Source organism: Sphingobacterium sp. UBA6320 (assembly GCF_002440335.1).
Lineage (GTDB): Bacteria > Bacteroidota > Bacteroidia > Sphingobacteriales > Sphingobacteriaceae > Sphingobacterium.
The window spans coordinates 81616-98648 of record NZ_DJTA01000012.1 but is presented as its reverse complement, the minus strand read 5'-3'; the positions used below and the strand labels follow the sequence as shown (position 1 = coordinate 98648).

The 17033-nt window shown below is 34.7% G+C and carries 12 protein-coding genes; 4 read left to right on the top strand and 8 right to left on the bottom strand.

Annotation, left to right across the window (positions count from 1 at the left end; translation table 11 throughout):
* Positions 1-128 precede the first annotated feature (128 nt).
* On the top strand, positions 129-2912 hold the full coding sequence (gene leuS, locus B3P23_RS07610; protein WP_293925292.1) for a leucine--tRNA ligase: 2784 nt from the start codon (positions 129-131) through the stop codon (positions 2910-2912).
* A 225-nt stretch (positions 2913-3137) separates the two neighbouring features.
* Here leuS and B3P23_RS07605 read toward each other — a convergent pair whose 3' ends face one another.
* Genes B3P23_RS07605 through B3P23_RS07595 form a run of 3 tightly spaced genes read right to left on the bottom strand, consistent with a single transcriptional unit; the run spans position 3138 to position 5501 of the window.
* On the bottom strand, positions 3138-3419 hold the full coding sequence (locus tag B3P23_RS07605) for a GNAT family N-acetyltransferase (protein WP_045754472.1): 282 nt from the start codon (positions 3417-3419) through the stop codon (positions 3138-3140).
* Between the two features lie 59 nt (positions 3420-3478).
* A complete protein-coding gene (locus B3P23_RS07600; RefSeq protein WP_248754146.1) occupies positions 3479-4243 on the bottom strand; it encodes a TIGR03915 family putative DNA repair protein in 765 nt (254 codons plus the stop codon).
* A 1-nt stretch (position 4244) separates the two neighbouring features.
* Positions 4245-5501 carry a putative DNA modification/repair radical SAM protein gene (locus tag B3P23_RS07595; protein ID WP_248754145.1) on the bottom strand — a complete coding sequence of 419 codons (1257 nt, stop codon included), beginning with the start codon at positions 5499-5501 and terminating at the stop codon, positions 4245-4247.
* Positions 5502-6010: 509 nt separating this feature from the next.
* Between B3P23_RS07595 and B3P23_RS07590 the strand changes: the two genes are divergently transcribed.
* The gene (locus B3P23_RS07590; protein ID WP_293925291.1) at positions 6011-6448 is read left to right on the top strand and encodes a GNAT family N-acetyltransferase; all 438 of its coding nucleotides are present in this window, start codon (positions 6011-6013) and stop codon (positions 6446-6448) included.
* A gap of 86 nt (positions 6449-6534) precedes the next feature.
* Here B3P23_RS07590 and B3P23_RS07585 read toward each other — a convergent pair whose 3' ends face one another.
* The 3 genes from B3P23_RS07585 to B3P23_RS07570 form a co-directional block, all read right to left on the bottom strand.
* Positions 6535-7362 carry a DUF4846 domain-containing protein gene (locus B3P23_RS07585; RefSeq protein WP_293925290.1) on the bottom strand — a complete coding sequence of 276 codons (828 nt, stop codon included), beginning with the start codon at positions 7360-7362 and terminating at the stop codon, positions 6535-6537.
* An 11-nt stretch (positions 7363-7373) separates the two neighbouring features.
* The gene (locus tag B3P23_RS07580) at positions 7374-8894 is read right to left on the bottom strand and encodes a DUF3943 domain-containing protein (RefSeq protein WP_293925289.1); all 1521 of its coding nucleotides are present in this window, start codon (positions 8892-8894) and stop codon (positions 7374-7376) included.
* Positions 8895-9157: 263 nt separating this feature from the next.
* Positions 9158-9595, bottom strand: a complete 438-nt coding sequence (locus B3P23_RS07570) for a sugar O-acetyltransferase (RefSeq protein ID WP_293925288.1) — start codon at positions 9593-9595, stop codon at positions 9158-9160.
* A gap of 52 nt (positions 9596-9647) precedes the next feature.
* On the opposite strand from B3P23_RS07570, the gene B3P23_RS07565 reads away from it, so the two are divergent.
* Together B3P23_RS07565 and B3P23_RS07560 are read left to right on the top strand one after the other, a co-directional pair.
* Positions 9648-11114, top strand: a complete 1467-nt coding sequence (locus B3P23_RS07565) for an aminoacyl-histidine dipeptidase (RefSeq protein WP_293925287.1) — start codon at positions 9648-9650, stop codon at positions 11112-11114.
* A 457-nt stretch (positions 11115-11571) separates the two neighbouring features.
* Complete coding sequence (locus B3P23_RS07560; protein WP_293925286.1) at positions 11572-14145, top strand: TonB-dependent receptor; 2574 nt, start codon at positions 11572-11574, stop codon at positions 14143-14145.
* Between the two features lie 359 nt (positions 14146-14504).
* Here B3P23_RS07560 and B3P23_RS07555 read toward each other — a convergent pair whose 3' ends face one another.
* Positions 14505-15578 carry a fatty acid desaturase family protein gene (locus B3P23_RS07555; RefSeq protein WP_045754479.1) on the bottom strand — a complete coding sequence of 358 codons (1074 nt, stop codon included), beginning with the start codon at positions 15576-15578 and terminating at the stop codon, positions 14505-14507.
* Between the two features lie 283 nt (positions 15579-15861).
* Positions 15862-17031: a tetratricopeptide repeat protein gene (locus B3P23_RS07550; RefSeq protein ID WP_248754139.1), complete on the bottom strand. Its 1170-nt coding sequence runs from the start codon at positions 17029-17031 to the stop codon at positions 15862-15864.
* Between the last annotated feature and the right edge of the window lie 2 nt (positions 17032-17033).

Genomic DNA, 17033 nt, shown 5'->3' with positions numbered 1-17033 from the left:
AAATTCGCTATATCCTTTGTAATTAACTTTTCAATACTATCATTTATTGTTCAAACTACAAAACTTTTCTTACAATTCCCCATTAAAATTGTATTTTCGCAAGTCTTACAAAATTCCTCAATACAAAAATGGAGTACAATCACAAATCGTTAGAAAAAAAGTGGCAAAAATTTTGGGCCGATCATGAAACATTCAAATCTTCGGATACACATGACAAACCGAAATATTATGTTTTAGACATGTTTCCTTATCCTTCTGGAGCTGGTTTGCATGTCGGTCATCCACTTGGTTATATCGCTTCGGATATTTTTTCAAGATATAAACGTTTAAAAGGTTTTAATGTTTTGCATCCCATGGGATATGATTCATTCGGTCTACCAGCGGAGCAATATGCAATTCAAACGGGACAGCATCCAGCGATCACAACTGAAGCGAATATAAGTCGCTACCGTGAACAATTGGATAACATTGGGTTTTCTTTTGATTGGAGTAGAGAAGTACGTACTTCTGATCCTTCATACTACAAGTGGTCGCAATGGATTTTTATGCAATTGTTCAATTCGTGGTATAATAATGAATCGAATAAGGCCGAGGTAATAGATACTTTAGTTAGTCGTTTTGAGGTATCTGGTTCAGAAGGAATTAATGCTGTTTCTGATGATGATGTATTATCGTTTACAGCAGGAGAATGGCTTGCATTTGATGAAGAGAAGCAACAGCGTGAGTTGTTGAAATACCGGATTGCTTATTTGCGTGAAAGTACTGTTAACTGGTGTGCTGCATTAGGAACTGTACTTGCTAATGATGAAGTGATCAATGGTTTTTCTGAAAGAGGCGGATTTCCAGTAGAACAAAAGAAGATGATGCAGTGGTCTATGCGTATCACAGCATATGCCGATCGTATGTTGCAGGGATTGGATCTAGTTGACTGGCCTGAACCCTTAGTCGAGATGCAACGTAACTGGATTGGCAAGTCTGTCGGTGCCTTAGTGAAGTTTCCAGTTCCACAATTAGATACAAATATTGAAGTATTCACGACACGTGTAGATACGATCTTTGGTGTTTCATTTGTTGTGTTAGCTCCCGAACATGAATTGGTTTCAAAATTGACGACTGCTGAGCAACAGGCTGACATCAGCGCATATATTGATAGAACAAGTAAAAAATCTGAATTGGATCGTATGTCTGATACTAAAACGGTATCGGGCGCTTTTACAGGCTCATATGCAAAACATCCGATCACGGGAGAAGATGTTGCGATTTGGATTGCTGATTATGTATTGGCAAGCTATGGTACTGGAGCTGTGATGGCAGTACCATCTGGAGATCAGCGAGATTATCTATTTGCTAAGCATTTTAATCTGCCTATCATACAAATTTCTGATTCACAGCAGATCGAGGAAGAAGCGGATCCAAATAAAGATGGTAAATATATCAACTCTGATTTTATGAACGGCATGAACTACCAAGATGGTGTTACTGCTGTAATCGCAAAATTGGAAGAGCTAAAATTAGGAAAGGCTAAAATTAACTACCGTATGCGCGATGCGATCTTTGGTCGTCAGCGCTACTGGGGAGAGCCGGTTCCGGTTTACTTTAAAAATGGATTGCCATACTTGATTAAAGAAGATGAGCTTCCTTTGCTATTGCCTGAGGTAGATAAATATTTGCCAACAGAAACTGGCGAACCTCCGTTAGGACGTGCAGAAAATTGGAAGTATGAAGATCAATACGAGTATGAACTGAGTACAATGCCAGGTTGGGCTGGTTCTTCTTGGTACTGGTTCCGTTATATGGATCCTCAAAATGAGGAGGCTTTTGCTTCTAAAGAAGCTGTCGATTACTGGAAATCTGTCGATCTATATATAGGTGGTTCTGAGCACGCTACAGGTCACTTGCTATACTCACGCTTCTGGAATAAATTCCTCAAAGATTTAGGTTTCCACAATGAGGAAGAGCCTTTTAAAAAATTAATAAATCAAGGAATGATTCAAGGACGTTCTAACTTTGTGTACCGTTTATTGAGTGATGAGGGGAAAGCGACAGATACCTATGTTTCTTACGGATTGAAAGATCAATATAATACCATTCCACTACACGTAGATGTTAATATTGTCGTAAACGACGTCTTGAATCTGGAGAAATTCAAAGCCTCAAGACCGGATTATGCTACCGCAGAATTTATATTAGAAGATGGTAAATATGTCTGCGGAACGGAAGTGGAGAAAATGTCTAAATCGAAATTCAATGTCGTAAATCCTGACGATATCATTGATACATATGGTGCAGATACGCTTCGTTTGTATGAGATGTTCTTAGGTCCATTGGAGCAGGCGAAACCTTGGAATACGAATGGTATTGAGGGGGTATATAAGTTTTTGAAAAAAGTATGGCGCTTATTCCATGACGCTGAAGGTAACTTTAATATATCAAGTGATCAACCTACAAAAGCTGAATATAAGGCTTTGCATAAGATCATTAAAAAGGCTGAGGATGATATTGAACGTTTTTCATTCAATACTTCTGTTTCTGCTTTTATGATTTGTGTCAATGAGCTTACAGATCTTAAATGTAATAAGCGTGCTATTTTAGAGCAACTGGTTATTGTACTTCAACCTTATGCACCACACATTTCAGAGGAGTTGTGGTCATTATTGGGAAAAGAAAATGGATCCATCTCATATGCGACATACCCAACTTTTATTGCTGATTATTTAGTTGAATCTGAGTTTGCTTATCCAGTATCGATCAATGGAAAAATGAAAATGAATCTTTTATTGCCATTGGATCTGGATGCGAAAGCTGTCGAAGAAATTGTTTTATCGAATGAAGATGTTCAACGTTTTATGGACGGGAAATCATTAAAGAAGTTAATTTTTGTCAAAGGTAAGATTATCAATATAGTCGTCTAACCGGGGCAAGAGACAGTGTAAAAAAGACGCTTTTGAATTATCGAAAGCGTCTTTTTAGATTGATGTATTGTTGTTTCATTATGTTTCCCTAGCCTTATACATTTAATAGATGAGCGTTGCTCTATCGAAGTGATTCAGGGTAAGTTTTTATTACCGGACGTTCTTTTTCGTCCATCAGTTGACCCATTTACAATAAGCTTTTACTTTATACCATCCATGTAGTTTTTAAAACAAAACATCTTGAAATGCTTCTGTTCTGTCAAATACAGATTTTGCAAAGGGACAAAGCGGCATGATTTTAACATTTTTTTTACGTGCATAATCTACAGCTTCCAAAACCATTTTTTTTCCCACACCGTTGCCGTTAAATTCTGGATATACTTCTGTATGGTCAATAATGAATTTATCTTCTCCTGCCCAGGTATATTCCATAATACCGGCTTCTTTACCGTCTATTTCTGCGATTATTTGACCTTTCTTTTCGTCTTCAATATTTTTTATAGTCATCTCTTTTTATTTAAATAAACAGCTAATTTCTATTTTTGGTTTTTCAAAAATAAGATTTTTTACAATAATTTTTTTTCATTCAAATATTTCCAATAGCGTTTTGGCAAACTTTGAACATGTAATTTTGTATTTTTTCGTTCTTTTATATTAACAGCATCAAAGTAATTTTTCCATAGATTACTATAGTGTAATTCTTCATCATCTAATTGAATTACAACATGATTTTTATTTAATCTGTTAGTAAATTTAACCTCTGTGACCTGTGCTAGATCATAGTAAATGCCGTAATTCCTTTTTAAGTCGTAGATCAGCCATTTTTGATCGGCATAACGATCTTTGAAAAAATTAACAATTAAGGGTAATACGTTAAAGTCGGGTTCTAGATTTGCATAATATAAGCCATCTTTCATTTTTTGGAATCGAACAAATGCTTTAATGCGATGTCTTTCCCTAGAGACAGATTTTACTATTTTTTTTATTTTTAAAATATGATCATTTGCGTAATTAAGATTTGGTTTATTATTCGATTTAAAGTAATAAACAATACTCCTCAGTATGAGGAGTTCCATATTTTTCACCTCGGAAAGAAATACGTAGTAAAGCTCTTTAATTCCTTGCATTCCTATTTTTTTCTCTAATCCCAGAAGAACGCGTTTCACCTTAACATCATCTGTTATTACTGTTTCTGCAGTAACGAATAATCCGGACTGTATGTCCTGGTTATTTTGCTGAATATTTTCAACCTGCCATTTGTATTCAAAAGAACAAAATACACAAGTGATCAGTCCTGACCATGTACCATCATAAATAAGTGTTTTGAGCATCTTAAAATAAGCTTAATTGTTGCGTATTATTTTTGATGTATTTACTAGTAGACTGTGCTAATATGTATTGTTTAATATTTGCTCCTGTTTTATCAGCATATATTTGTTGAAATCCAAGACAAGTGATGAAATATTTCGCACGAACGATCGCAACTCCTAACTTTTGAAGATTTTCTATGCGTAAGGGACCAAATCGTCGAGCCATGATGATTTTCTTGGCAGATTGAACTCCAATACCTGGGATACGCACGATGGCATTATAATCAGCTTTATTGATATCAATAGGAAATACATGCTGATTGCGTAGTGCCCAACTTAATTTAGGATCAATATCAAGATCAAGCAGTGGGTGAGTATCATTAACGATTTCGTCGGCATTAAAACCGTAAAAACGCAAAAGCCAATCGGATTGGTACAATCTGTTTTCTCTCACCATAGGTACTGCAGAACCAATCTCAGGCAGTCTCTTATCGTAAGATATCGGAACATAGCCCGAGTAATAAACACGCTTTAGATTAAAATTTTTATAAAAATGCTGCGCAGTCTGAATAATATGTTTATCAGATTCGCCTGATGCGCCAATGATCATCTGTGTACTTTGTCCAGCAGGAGCGAAGGTCGGTGTCGATTTGATGATCTTTCGTTCTTCATTTGTTCTTATAATTTCATTTTTCAGATAACGCATAGGGACAATCATATCTTCGCGATTTTTATCTGGAGCTAAGAGTTTAAGCCCTTCTTTTGTTGGTATTTCTAAATTGATGCTGAGACGATCAGCATATAAACCTGCTTGATGTACAAGTTCATCACTAGCTCCTGGAATAGTCTTTAGATGAATATAGCCATTGAATTTATGTTCTAATCTCAACTTTTTAGCTATAGAAACCAACCTTTCCATTGTATAGTCTGCGTTTTTAAAAATGCCCGAACTTAAAAATAAACCTTCAATATAGTTTCTACGATAAAAATTGATGGTCAGATCCACTACTTCTTGTACAGTAAAGGCTGCACGCTCTATATCATTGCTTTTTCTTGATACACAGTAAGCGCAATCATAAATGCAATGGTTAGTCAATAAGATTTTTAATAAGGAGACGCATCGACCATCTTCGGTATAAGAATGACAGATCCCTCCTTGATTAGCATTGCCTAGACCTTTATTTTTATTAGCCCTATTGCTTCCACTCGAACTGCAGCTTACGTCATATTTGGCTGCGTCTGCTAAAATATTAAGTTTTTGAAATATACGATCTGACATAAATCTATTAATTTTAGTAAATGTACTAATATTATTAGAATTAATATATATTGAATGAAATTTAGTAATGACTAGTCACATATTTTTTAACATCTCTTTTGTTAAAAATACAGATCAATTCTCCGAGTGCAAAATGTAATATGTTAATATTTCAAATCATTTTGCCTATATTTTCACCCTTAGCAGATTTATTTATGCTTTTTTCTTTATTGAGCGGTTTATTTTCGTTAAGCGAGGTGAATGGAATATCCCTTATTTATATTATTCCACAACGTTTTTTTGGAGACAATTGATGTATATCGTACTCTTTAGATCGCTTAAGAAAGCATTAAAAGGAGAACTAACTAGCTGGGGAACTTTAAAATGGACTGGAAATGTGAAAGAAATATGATAAATTATTTTAAACAATATGATGGTGATATTGGCTTAATTCACGAGCTTATTTTATTCTTGTTGAGGCGATTTAAGCTTAATATGATGTTATGGTCAATGATTCTATAATTTAATGAATGGAAATTAATCAAATTTATATAGAGCAAGTGATTGCCTCGCGAACATGGAAAATTCGTCAAGAGGTATTATATCCTAAGGGGTCACTAAAAGATGTGATGATTGATGATGACTTTGATGGAACACACTTTGCCGCTAGCGTAGAAGGGGAGATAGTGGGTGTTATTTCTGTTTTTGAGGTTGATAAAGAGACTTATCAATTTAGAAAATTTGCCGTAATACCTAAATTTCAAGGATATGGTATAGGCACTGCATTGCTACAGTCTGTTTTTGACTTTTGTGTGCTATGGAATGGTCGTACACTTTATTGTGATGCGCGAGTAGAAGCAGTTTCATTTTATAAAAAATTTGGTATGGAAGAGAAAGGGCAACCTTTTCTTAAGGGAACGCTTGCATATGTCCGCATGCAAATTTGTTTAACCGCCGATCTAGCATGATACTATTTGATATGAGCTAGTATCGATATCAAAATAGGTTTATCTATGGGAGTATGATGTCGTCATGTGTTAAACAATGTATAGACCTAATTCCACGTTTTTAAATTTTCAGAATAGAATTTCCATTCTGGTGTTCGTATAACTTCATCAGATAGGGCATACCAAGGACTTATAGATTTGTTAATGGGATTATTGATGATTTGTAATTCTTGCGCAGGCATGTAACTTTGTGCCATTAATACTAATTTTTGACCTGTTTTGGGATTTACTACCAGATCTACAACCACGATAGCATGGCCGATAGGATTTCCTTTTTGAACAAAAGTATCTCCTATTCGCACGTCATCCATCGATTTAACTGTCGATAATTCATCATGAAGAGATGCAGTGTTAGCATATGTGAAAATATATTCTAAGTACTTCCAGTATGTTGAATAGGAATAGTCCCCATCTGCAAATTTATTATAATACCTAGGCTTGCCATCAGACACGAAATTGAAATGAATATCATTATATTTCTTATTTTGATATAAATAATCAGCTCGCAGTCTCATAACAGCATCTGCACATTGATGTAGATCTCTTTTTCCTATAGGCAGATCAACCACACTTGCATAGATGTGTCTTCTATCTTTAGTCCTTCCATTATAATAGGTCACGAGTTTATCAATAGGTTTGACTGGGAGCTGTTCTAAGAAATAACCAAATTCATTTTTCTTATAATTTATCCTTTCGTAGCCAACCGGAGGTTTGAATCTATCTTTAATGATTTTTCCCTCGGCATCTACCAATTGCTGATTATAGCCATCAACCATATGCAATTGTTCGGACTTATCTTCCAATTTATTTTGATTGGAAGATGCAGTACAGTTTATCAGGATGAAACCAATAGAAATAATACACAATATTTTCATTACAGTTGATCCTAAAATAAAACATTATATCCTAGAGAAAGACGGGCAAATGGATAACTTTTGTTTACATCAGGATAGTCTTTAAAATTACCTTCTAATCTAAAATAACCAGAATTCATGTTTAATGAAAAGTTTTTCAACAGACGTAGACTTCCGCTGATGGAAGCTGTGTGTAAAAAATAGTGGGATTCATTGCCGCTCAAGGTGACAAAATACCCCCCATGGTATTGTGCACCGAACTTAAACCTGTTCAGTACACTAATTTCCCCAGAACCGCGGACGTCAACACCTGGTCCATAATTGTAATTTCGGCTTTCTCCAAAAAGGAGGTAGGGATCTGGTACTGCAGCTAATATCACAGGACCGCCTCCTAGGGTTGTTGTTAATCGATTTTTACCACCCAAACTAAAGGTTGATATGACATTGTAATTCATGCTCTGTGCTCCATAAAAAAAAGCTTCGTTATGGTAAAAGTCATAATTTGCAGACAAAACTCCCAGATGTCTGCCCGGTAGATTTTTTAGTACCCGTTTTCCATAAAGTGAGGCATATACATTGACGGTGTTGACAAATGAACTGTCGTCACCGCCGACTTCCAAATTGACATAAAAATCATCAAATGGTTTCTTGTTTTCAATATTATCATTGGAATAAATCAAGCTTAACCGGACAAAATAATCTGTTTTGCCTTTCGTGATGATATCTAGATCTTTGGTGTCGAAGCGTCGAAAACCAAAATCGACCTCAGCTCTAACTGTTGAAGAATCAATTACAGCACCTTTTACAACTCTTCCCCAACGTCCATCCAGTAGGCGATTTAGGCCATTGACAGGATTAATAAAAAAAGCTAGTACTTCTTTTCCTTGTCGCTCTGCCAAAGAACTTGTCGGTCTAGATAGCACATTTTGTGAAATACGGTGAGTGATTTCACCTAATATAATACCACCATAAGTGGTGTTAACTAAATCATTGATCGAAGGGGCTTGTGTCTCACCTGCCGTTTCCCATATAAAGCTTCCCGCCAAAGTGGCAGCAGATGACTGCAGAAAGCTATAATTATTGGATCTGAACGCATTAAAATACAATTGACCATGATAAGGATGAGCAATTTGGTTTGTCGCAAAAGCATTATCGTCCCATGCCCATGCGTTTGGTTTAAGATGTTTAAACCAATTATTTAGCGTGATATGTGAGTATGGATCTTTTCTGATGAAATAATTGAATGAAGCCGGTAAAGCCTGAAACATAAACCATTCTGTTGCTGCCCTAGCAAAATGTTTACGTGGATTATGATTGATGGTGTCTTGATAATTAGGGAGTTGGTAATTTCCATTAGTAATTGTAGAAGAAGTTAGGATACTTTTACTGTTTTTAGTTGTATCAAAAGGAATTTTATTCTGTAACGGTTCGAAATTATTAACCGTATCGATATATTCCTGAATATACTCTTGGGCATGTAAAGTTTGCGTCGAAAGCAGAAACTGCAGCAGTAGCATTATTACATATAAGAAAAGAAATCTAATTTTCGTCATTTTGAGCATGTCATATATCAGGCTTAAATTCATAAACAAGTAATAAACTTAAATAGTTTTAAATTTAATGCCGAAAAATATTATCGAAATACAGTTAATTTGACCAAAATCTGATTAAAAATTGTTAGATTCTTTAATTTCAAGCCTATCAGCTTCGGTAATATTCCTTATAATTTTACATGGATTACCAGCAGCAATAACATTTGCAGGAATATCCTTGGTCACTACTGATCCTGAACCAATAATACTGTTTTCTCCAATGTTTATGCCCGGATTAACGATAACATGCCCCCTAACCAGACATTGTCAGCAATCGTGATAGATTTTGAGCATTGCCAACCTTTTGCACGGTCCTCTGGATGAATCGCATGTGTAGAAGTAAATAACGATACATGCGGTCCAAATAATACATTTTTACCTATGGTAATAGGAGCTGAGTCAAGTAAAGTACAGTTGTAATTAGCGAAGAAATTATCATCGATCGAAATATTGAAGCCATAGTCACAATAAAATGGGGCTTCGATAAAGAAACGATTGGATTTTGCTTTTAATAGATTCTTAATGATGAGTTGTCTTTCCTTAAACGATTTTGGCTCGGTATCATTAAATTTTTTAACCTGCATTTTTGCATGGAGTCTTTTTTCGAAAAGTTCTTTTCCCGATTCACGATAGAATTGATTCGTTACATTCTTATTATCCATGGGTCGAAATTACTTCAAAAAAACTAACTTTGTTATTGAAATAGAAAAAATTATGACAAATAATAATTTAGAAGCCCTAGCTCCTCATGAGTTGTGGGCAAATTTTTCTGCATTAAATGCAGTTCCTCGTGCTTCTAAGAAAGAAGAACGTGTTATCGCATTTATGATAGATTTTGGTAAAAAATTGGGATTAGAAGTTACTGAAGATCATGTTGGGAATGTTTTGATGAGAAAAGCTGCGACTCCAGGAATGGAAGATCGTAAAACAGTTGTTCTGCAATCTCATTTAGATATGGTACATCAGAAAAACAATGATACTAATTTTGACTTTGATACGCAAGGAATCGATATGTTTGTTGATGGAGACTGGGTCAAAGCTAATGGAACCACTTTAGGTGCGGATAATGGTATTGGTGTAGCCACGATTATGACTATATTGGCATCAAAAGATTTGGTACATCCTGCTATCGAAGCTTTATTTACTATTGATGAAGAAACAGGTATGACTGGTGCAATGGGACTGCAAGGAGGAGTTTTAACAGGCGAAATCTTATTAAATCTAGATACGGAAGAAGATGATGAAATTGATATTGGTTGTGCCGGAGGAATTGATGTAACGGCATCTAAATCTTACGTTGAAGAAGCAAGTCCTTCCGGGGCAGTAGCTTTTGAAATTGCTGTAAAAGGACTTAATGGTGGCCATTCTGGTATTGAGATTCACAAAGGATTAGGCAATGCAAATAAAATTATGAACCGATTGCTGTACAAATCATATGAAGAATTTGGTTTACAGATTGCTACTTTAAATGGCGGAAGCTTACGTAACGCAATCCCTCGCGAATCGGTTGCCAAAGTGATTGTGTCTTCAGAACATGAAGATAATTTTGCATCCGATCTAGCACCTTTAGTAGCTGATATTCAAGCTGAATTTAGAACAGTAGACGCTGGTTTGACGATAACCATTGAAAAGCTAACGCAGGTTCCCGCCCGAGTTATTTCAGCTCATGATCAAGAACAGCTGATCAATGCGATCTATGCAGCCCAAAATGGCGTATATCGGATCAGTGCTGATTTCGACGATTTAGTGGAAACTTCTAATAATATTGCCAAGGTTAGTGTTGCTGACGGTAAAATGAGTATCAAATGCTTAACAAGATCATCTGTCGAGAGTTCTAAAATAGATTTAGCACAATCTTTGGAAGCAACTTTCTCTTTAGCAGGATTTGACGTCGAATTTTCCGGCTCATATCCAGGTTGGACTCCAAATGCAAATTCTGAAATCTTAGAAATATTAAAGCGTATTTATGTAGAACAGCATCAGGAGGAACCAAAAGTGGTTGCTTGCCATGCTGGATTGGAGTGTGGAATATTAGGTAAAAATTATCCTGAAATGGATATGATATCGTTTGGGCCAACCATCTTGGGAGCCCATTCTCCAGCAGAAAGAGTATCTATTTCTTCTGTTCAGAAGTACTGGGAATTTGTAAAACAGATCTTGAAGGAAATTCCAAAGAAGTAATATATTAGTTTTTATGAAAAGGCTTAAATTAATTTTTAAGCCTTTTTTATTTTTATCTATTGTTATTGCGACAAAGATTCTTTAGATTTACTTTTAGAGTTGTAAGAATAAACATATATAATACTTATTTCTTAACGATTATACCTCAATATCTCCTTCTGTCTTCAACTGCTTTCGACCGATTCCATATAATTTTAAATTTATTCAAAAAGGACAAAATTTTATTCTTGGCAAAATTGCCATTGATTCATATATGATTGGAATTTATGTTCAAATCCATAATAAGTGCAATGTTATACTGTTTATTTTTTAGCTTATATGCGTTTTTTATATGTTTTTGTTAAAATTTAACGCAACAAAAAGCATGTTTTAACACATGCAATTGATGTTAAAATTAGTTAAATAGGTATGGGAGTTTTACTTTTGCACCATCAAAACTATATCAAACACATCTTACATGAAAAAGTCTCTACTTTTTTTTGCTCTTGCTGTTGCAAGTTATGGCACAATCCATGCACAAACAACAACAAGTAGTGTTACAGGGGTTGTCAAACAATCTACTGGACAAACAACGACAGGTGCAACCATTAAAGTTACACACCAGTCAAGCGGAGCCACCTTCAGCGGATCGGCAGATTCTAACGGACAATTTAACATCGTAAATCTTCAAGAAGGAGGGCCTTACAAAATTGAGGTTACCTACATTGGTCAAAAACCCCTTGTTTACGAAAATGTGTTCTTGAAAGCCGGTCAAGCACTACATTTAGACCCTGTTTTTGCAGAATCATCTTCAACAAATTTGGGTGAAGTTGTTGTGGTAGGTCGTGGTTTGATTGACATTGCTGAAGATCGTAAAACGCCAATTGCTGTTTCCACTATTTCTCAACAAGAAATTGAAGAAAAAGTAGGTGCACAAGATATCACGGCGACTTTGGCTAATACTCCATCTGTATATGTGACAAGTCAAGCGCGTGGTTTTGGAGAGTCTTCGATGACCACTCGCGGATTCGATCAATCTAATACTGCCTTCTTATTAAACGGTCAACCGATCAATGGTATGGACAATGGTCGTGTATTTTGGTCTAACTGGAGCGGTTTGACAGATATTGCTTCTCTTGTTCAAATTCAACGTGGCTTAGGATCCTCAAAATTAGCGATTTCTTCTGTTGGTGGTACAACAAACTTTGTTACTAAGTCGACAGATATGAAACAAAGTGGTTTTATTAAGACAACGATCGGTAACGATATGTTTGTAAAATCAACCATAGCTTATAACACAGGTTTAATGAAAAGCGGATTCGCTGTCTCAGCAATGGTTACAGGATGGCAAGGTAATGGGTACATGAAAGGTACTGAAGGTGCTGGTCAAAACTATTTTTTATCTGTTGGCTATAAGGTAAACGAGAAGCACAACTTAAATCTAATGGTGACAGGTGCTCCTCAATGGCACAATCAAGGTTATACTTCCGAATTATCTAACTTCTTGAAAGAAGGAAGAAAGTATAATGATAACATAAAAATAATTAACGGGGTAGAGACTAACCCACGTAAAAATTATTATCATAAACCAGTTGCTAATTTAAACTGGGATTGGACAATTGATGATAAATCATCGTTATCAACGGTTGTATATGCTTCTATGGCTCGTGGTGGCGGTCAGTCACTACGTAATGATGCTTCTAAAGAAAAAGTTCCTTATTTAGCTGCTGATGTTAATAATCACCAATGGTATGGTGTAGTTTCTAACTATAACCGTAAATTAAACGATAATTTAAACTTTAATATTGGATTTGATTTACGAGACTACAAAGGAGAGCACTATAGACAAGTTACAGATCTATTAGGAGCTCCAAGTATATCACATAAAGACAATGTAAATTTACCTGGATTGACCGTTACTTCAAATCAGTATTCTACAAATCCTTGGAAAACATGGTCAGATAAACCAACTGATGCTAAAGATCGCTTAGCTTGGGATTACGAACAAATTATTCGTTACGCGGGTTTGTTTGGACAGATCGAATATGCGAAGGATGGTTTCACAGCATTTGCGCAAGGATCGGTATCGCAACAGCACAATAGCCGTAATGATGTATTTTTATACAAAATCGGTGAAGGTAAATCAGAATCTGTTAACAATTTTGGATATAATGCTAAAGGAGGATTAAGTTATACATTAGGTGGTCATACGTTATTTGGTAATGCGGGATATTATTCACGTCAACCTTACCAGAACAATATCTTCATGAACTACAAAAATGATGTTAATCCATATGCTGTTAATGAAAAAATCTTAGGATTAGAATTAGGTTATAAATATAATTCTAGATATTTTGATTTAAGCGTAAATGCGTACCGTACAACTTGGGCTGACCGTACAACTGGTAGCTCTTTTACTGCTACTCAAAAAGAAGTGGATAAATATGGAGCTGACTTAGTTCAAGTTGGTAGTCTTATTTACAATACAAACTATGGTGTAAAACAGGATCACCAAGGTGTAGAATTGGAATTATTGACACGTCCTTTTTCTTTCTTACAATTAAAGGGTTTCGGTTCAGTAGGTAAGTGGGTATATGATGGTGAATCCAATACTATCGTCCGTAACGAGGATCGCGTTGTATTAGAGAATAAAGTAAGGGATTTAACAGGTGTTAAAGTGGGTGATGCTGCACAAACATCATTCGGAGCTGGTGCTAAAGTATTCATCATAAAAGGTCTTTCTGTAGATGCTGATTACAGAAGATATGAAAGATTATACGGTGCATTACCGAGTAATACACCTACAATGAAATTACCGAATTATGATCTGTTAGATGCGGGTATATCTTATAGAGTTGCTGTGAGTGAGAAAAATGCGATCAGTTTCCGTGTTAATATGAATAATGTTTTGGACAAGTTGTATATTTCTGAAGCTACTTCAAATGTTGAGTCTAAAGCAGGTGCCACATACTGGAAAGGCATTGATACTTCAAACTACGTGTTGATGGGATGGGGACGTACATGGAATGCTTCTGTTAAATTCACTTTCTAAGCTCGAATACAAATACATAATTATATTTCTTAAAGCCGTTGCAATACTTGCAACGGCTTTTTTAATACCGATTAATCTGGATCTTAAAGAAAGATATATGATGTTCTTTCTGGGATGTTATATTATTTTTGCCAATTGATTTATTAGAATGGAGAAACAATAAGATAGGGTTAGGATATCTAATTTAAGGTGAAAATAGACACGGTTATAAGCTTTATTCTGCTGTCGATCACGACTATTTCCCACCTTATGATCGATCATGTTTTTTCAGTATAAAATACTCATTAAGTAAGATCAGGTTTAGATAAAAAAAAGGCTAACCGATTAAGATTAGCCTTTTTGAATATCTTTAAATTTATTTATCTTGACATGGACTGTATCACATTAACATGTGATTTAAAAGCCGAATTTAATGTTTTATATTCCAAGTATTTAACATTAAACTCTTGACAAGTTTCTCTCACCAATTTATTAATGGCTGGATAATGTATGTGACTTATCTTTGGGAATAAATGATGTTCCACTTGATAATTTAGACCACCTAATATCCAAGTCAAAAACTTATTTTTTGTAGCAAAATTTGCTGTTGAGCTCAATTGATGGATCATCCATTCATTTTCCATTTTAGTTGGATCTGTTGTCTGTTCTAAAGCAACAAATTCTGTTTCTGTTACGACGTGAGCCAGTTGGAAAACTGTTGCCAAACATATACCACATGCAATGCCCGATATCAATAATCCCACTAAAGTAGGCACCCAACCAACAACTAAAACAGGGATAACAATAAAAATGCTAAGATGAACAACTTTACTTACCCAAAATATTACTTTTTCGCGTAAAGGGAAGTCAAATGATTTTTTTCTGCTACCCATAGCTTCAAGAAAATATTTTTCATAATCTTGGTAAAATATCCACGCTAAATAAGATATACTGTATAAAAGCATAAAATAATACTTTTGATAGGAGTGGTGCTTCTTTAACTCTTGGTCTTTGTGCACACGCATAAATTTAATATCAATATCATGGTCTTCACCTTCAATATTGGTATAAGTATGATGTGCTATATTATGTTTTAGTTTCCAAAAATATATATTGCCGCCCATAAGATTAAGGCTGTAAGACAAAGCGCTGTTTAGTTTTTTACTGTTAGAAAAAGTATCATGACCGGCATCATGCATCACATTGAATCCAATCGCAGCAAAGTTAATACCTAACAATATTAAAACAACAACACTGATTAACCAATGAGGTTGAATGACAACTAATATGATATAGAAAGATATAGCCGTTAAAAACAGGATAATTGCTTTTGTTAATACTCTTTTTTCTCCTGTTTTTTGAATTTTATTAGTTTTGAAGTAGTCGTTAATTCTTTCCTTTAAAGATTTGGAAAATAATGTGTTAACATTATTAAATTTAATTGTTGTTTTCATTGAGATCGTTTAACTCTGGTTAAAAATAATGGTAAAACTAAATTTACATACAGAGCTTAAATTGATTAATTTATTATTTGTATAAAGGTAACAAATATTTTTTTCAATGATGTTAATTTAAGTTAAAGGTTTTAAAAAGTAATTTGGTCCTTTATGCAGAGTTATTTATTGAGATTCAAGTTTTATTTTAAATTTTGCATATAATATGAAATTTTTAATAACTGCACAAAAAAAAGGGGATTGCTGTAATTAGCAATCCCCTCTTCTGTATCAATCTTCAATGTTAGTTTAAAGCATTGATTTTAGCTGTAATTTCTGAAGTTTTTGCTTCATCTTGCATGAAAACGTAATAGTTTTTTAGATTTGTTAAAGCATCAACATTCTTAGGTTGCAGCTCCACTGCTTTTGTTAAATATACTAATGCAGGTTTTATCTCTTCTTTAATCTTAGCAACCCCTTCATTGTATTTTGCTTGACTCAATGATCTATCATTATTCAAAATATTCAATTTTTCACGAACACCGTTCATCATTGTAATCGCGATATTGGTATTTGCTTCAAAATAATCAGGATCAATAGCTAGTGCTTTTTTATAAGCCTCGATAGCAGCAGCGTCATTTTTATTTGCAGAATTAGCAATACCTAAATAATAATTTAAACTTTTATTATTTGGATCCTTTGCTAATTGTGCCGTGATACCAGCTAAAATTTCCTTTTCACGTCCAGTAATCAAGTTAAACTCAATATTTTGAACTGCCGCAGCATTATCTTCAGGATATAATTCTACCGCTTTAGCAGCATATTCTAATGCTGAAGTTGTATCTTTTGCTGATAAATATAATTTTGGAAGATCTACCACTACCTGTTTGTGAGAAGAAAATTCTTTCACAGGAATCAATTGCTTATATTTTGCAATTGCTTTACCGTAATCATTCACCTGTAATGCAGAAATACCGCCATAGTAAATTAATGTGGTATCACCTGGTAAATATGTCAAAGCTTTTTCAAAAGAGTCATAAGCTTCTTTATATTTTTGACCTTGATATTCTTCAGCACCGATATTAAAATTATATTGACCTAATACTTGCTCCGACACACGTATATTATCTTTATTTGCACCATCAGTATCCAAAGATTTAGCTTTAGCAATTCCATCTTCTGCTTTTTTTGCAGCTTCCGTAGATTTATCCAAATTAGCTAAATTAGCATATACTAAAGAATAGATCGTCCAAGCCTCGGCATTATCTTTTGTCTTGTCATGAACAACAGCAAGATCAATAGCTTCTTGTGCAGTTTTTAAATTTGGCAAAGCTAATTGTGGAGTACCTGCGCCTTTCAGTTCTTCAAATTTGGCTATACCCGTTTTTGCTTTATTAACATTATTTTTTTGTGCATACACAGATGTTCCTGCCGATGCAATAGCTGCCAATAATAATAATGATTTAATGTTCATCT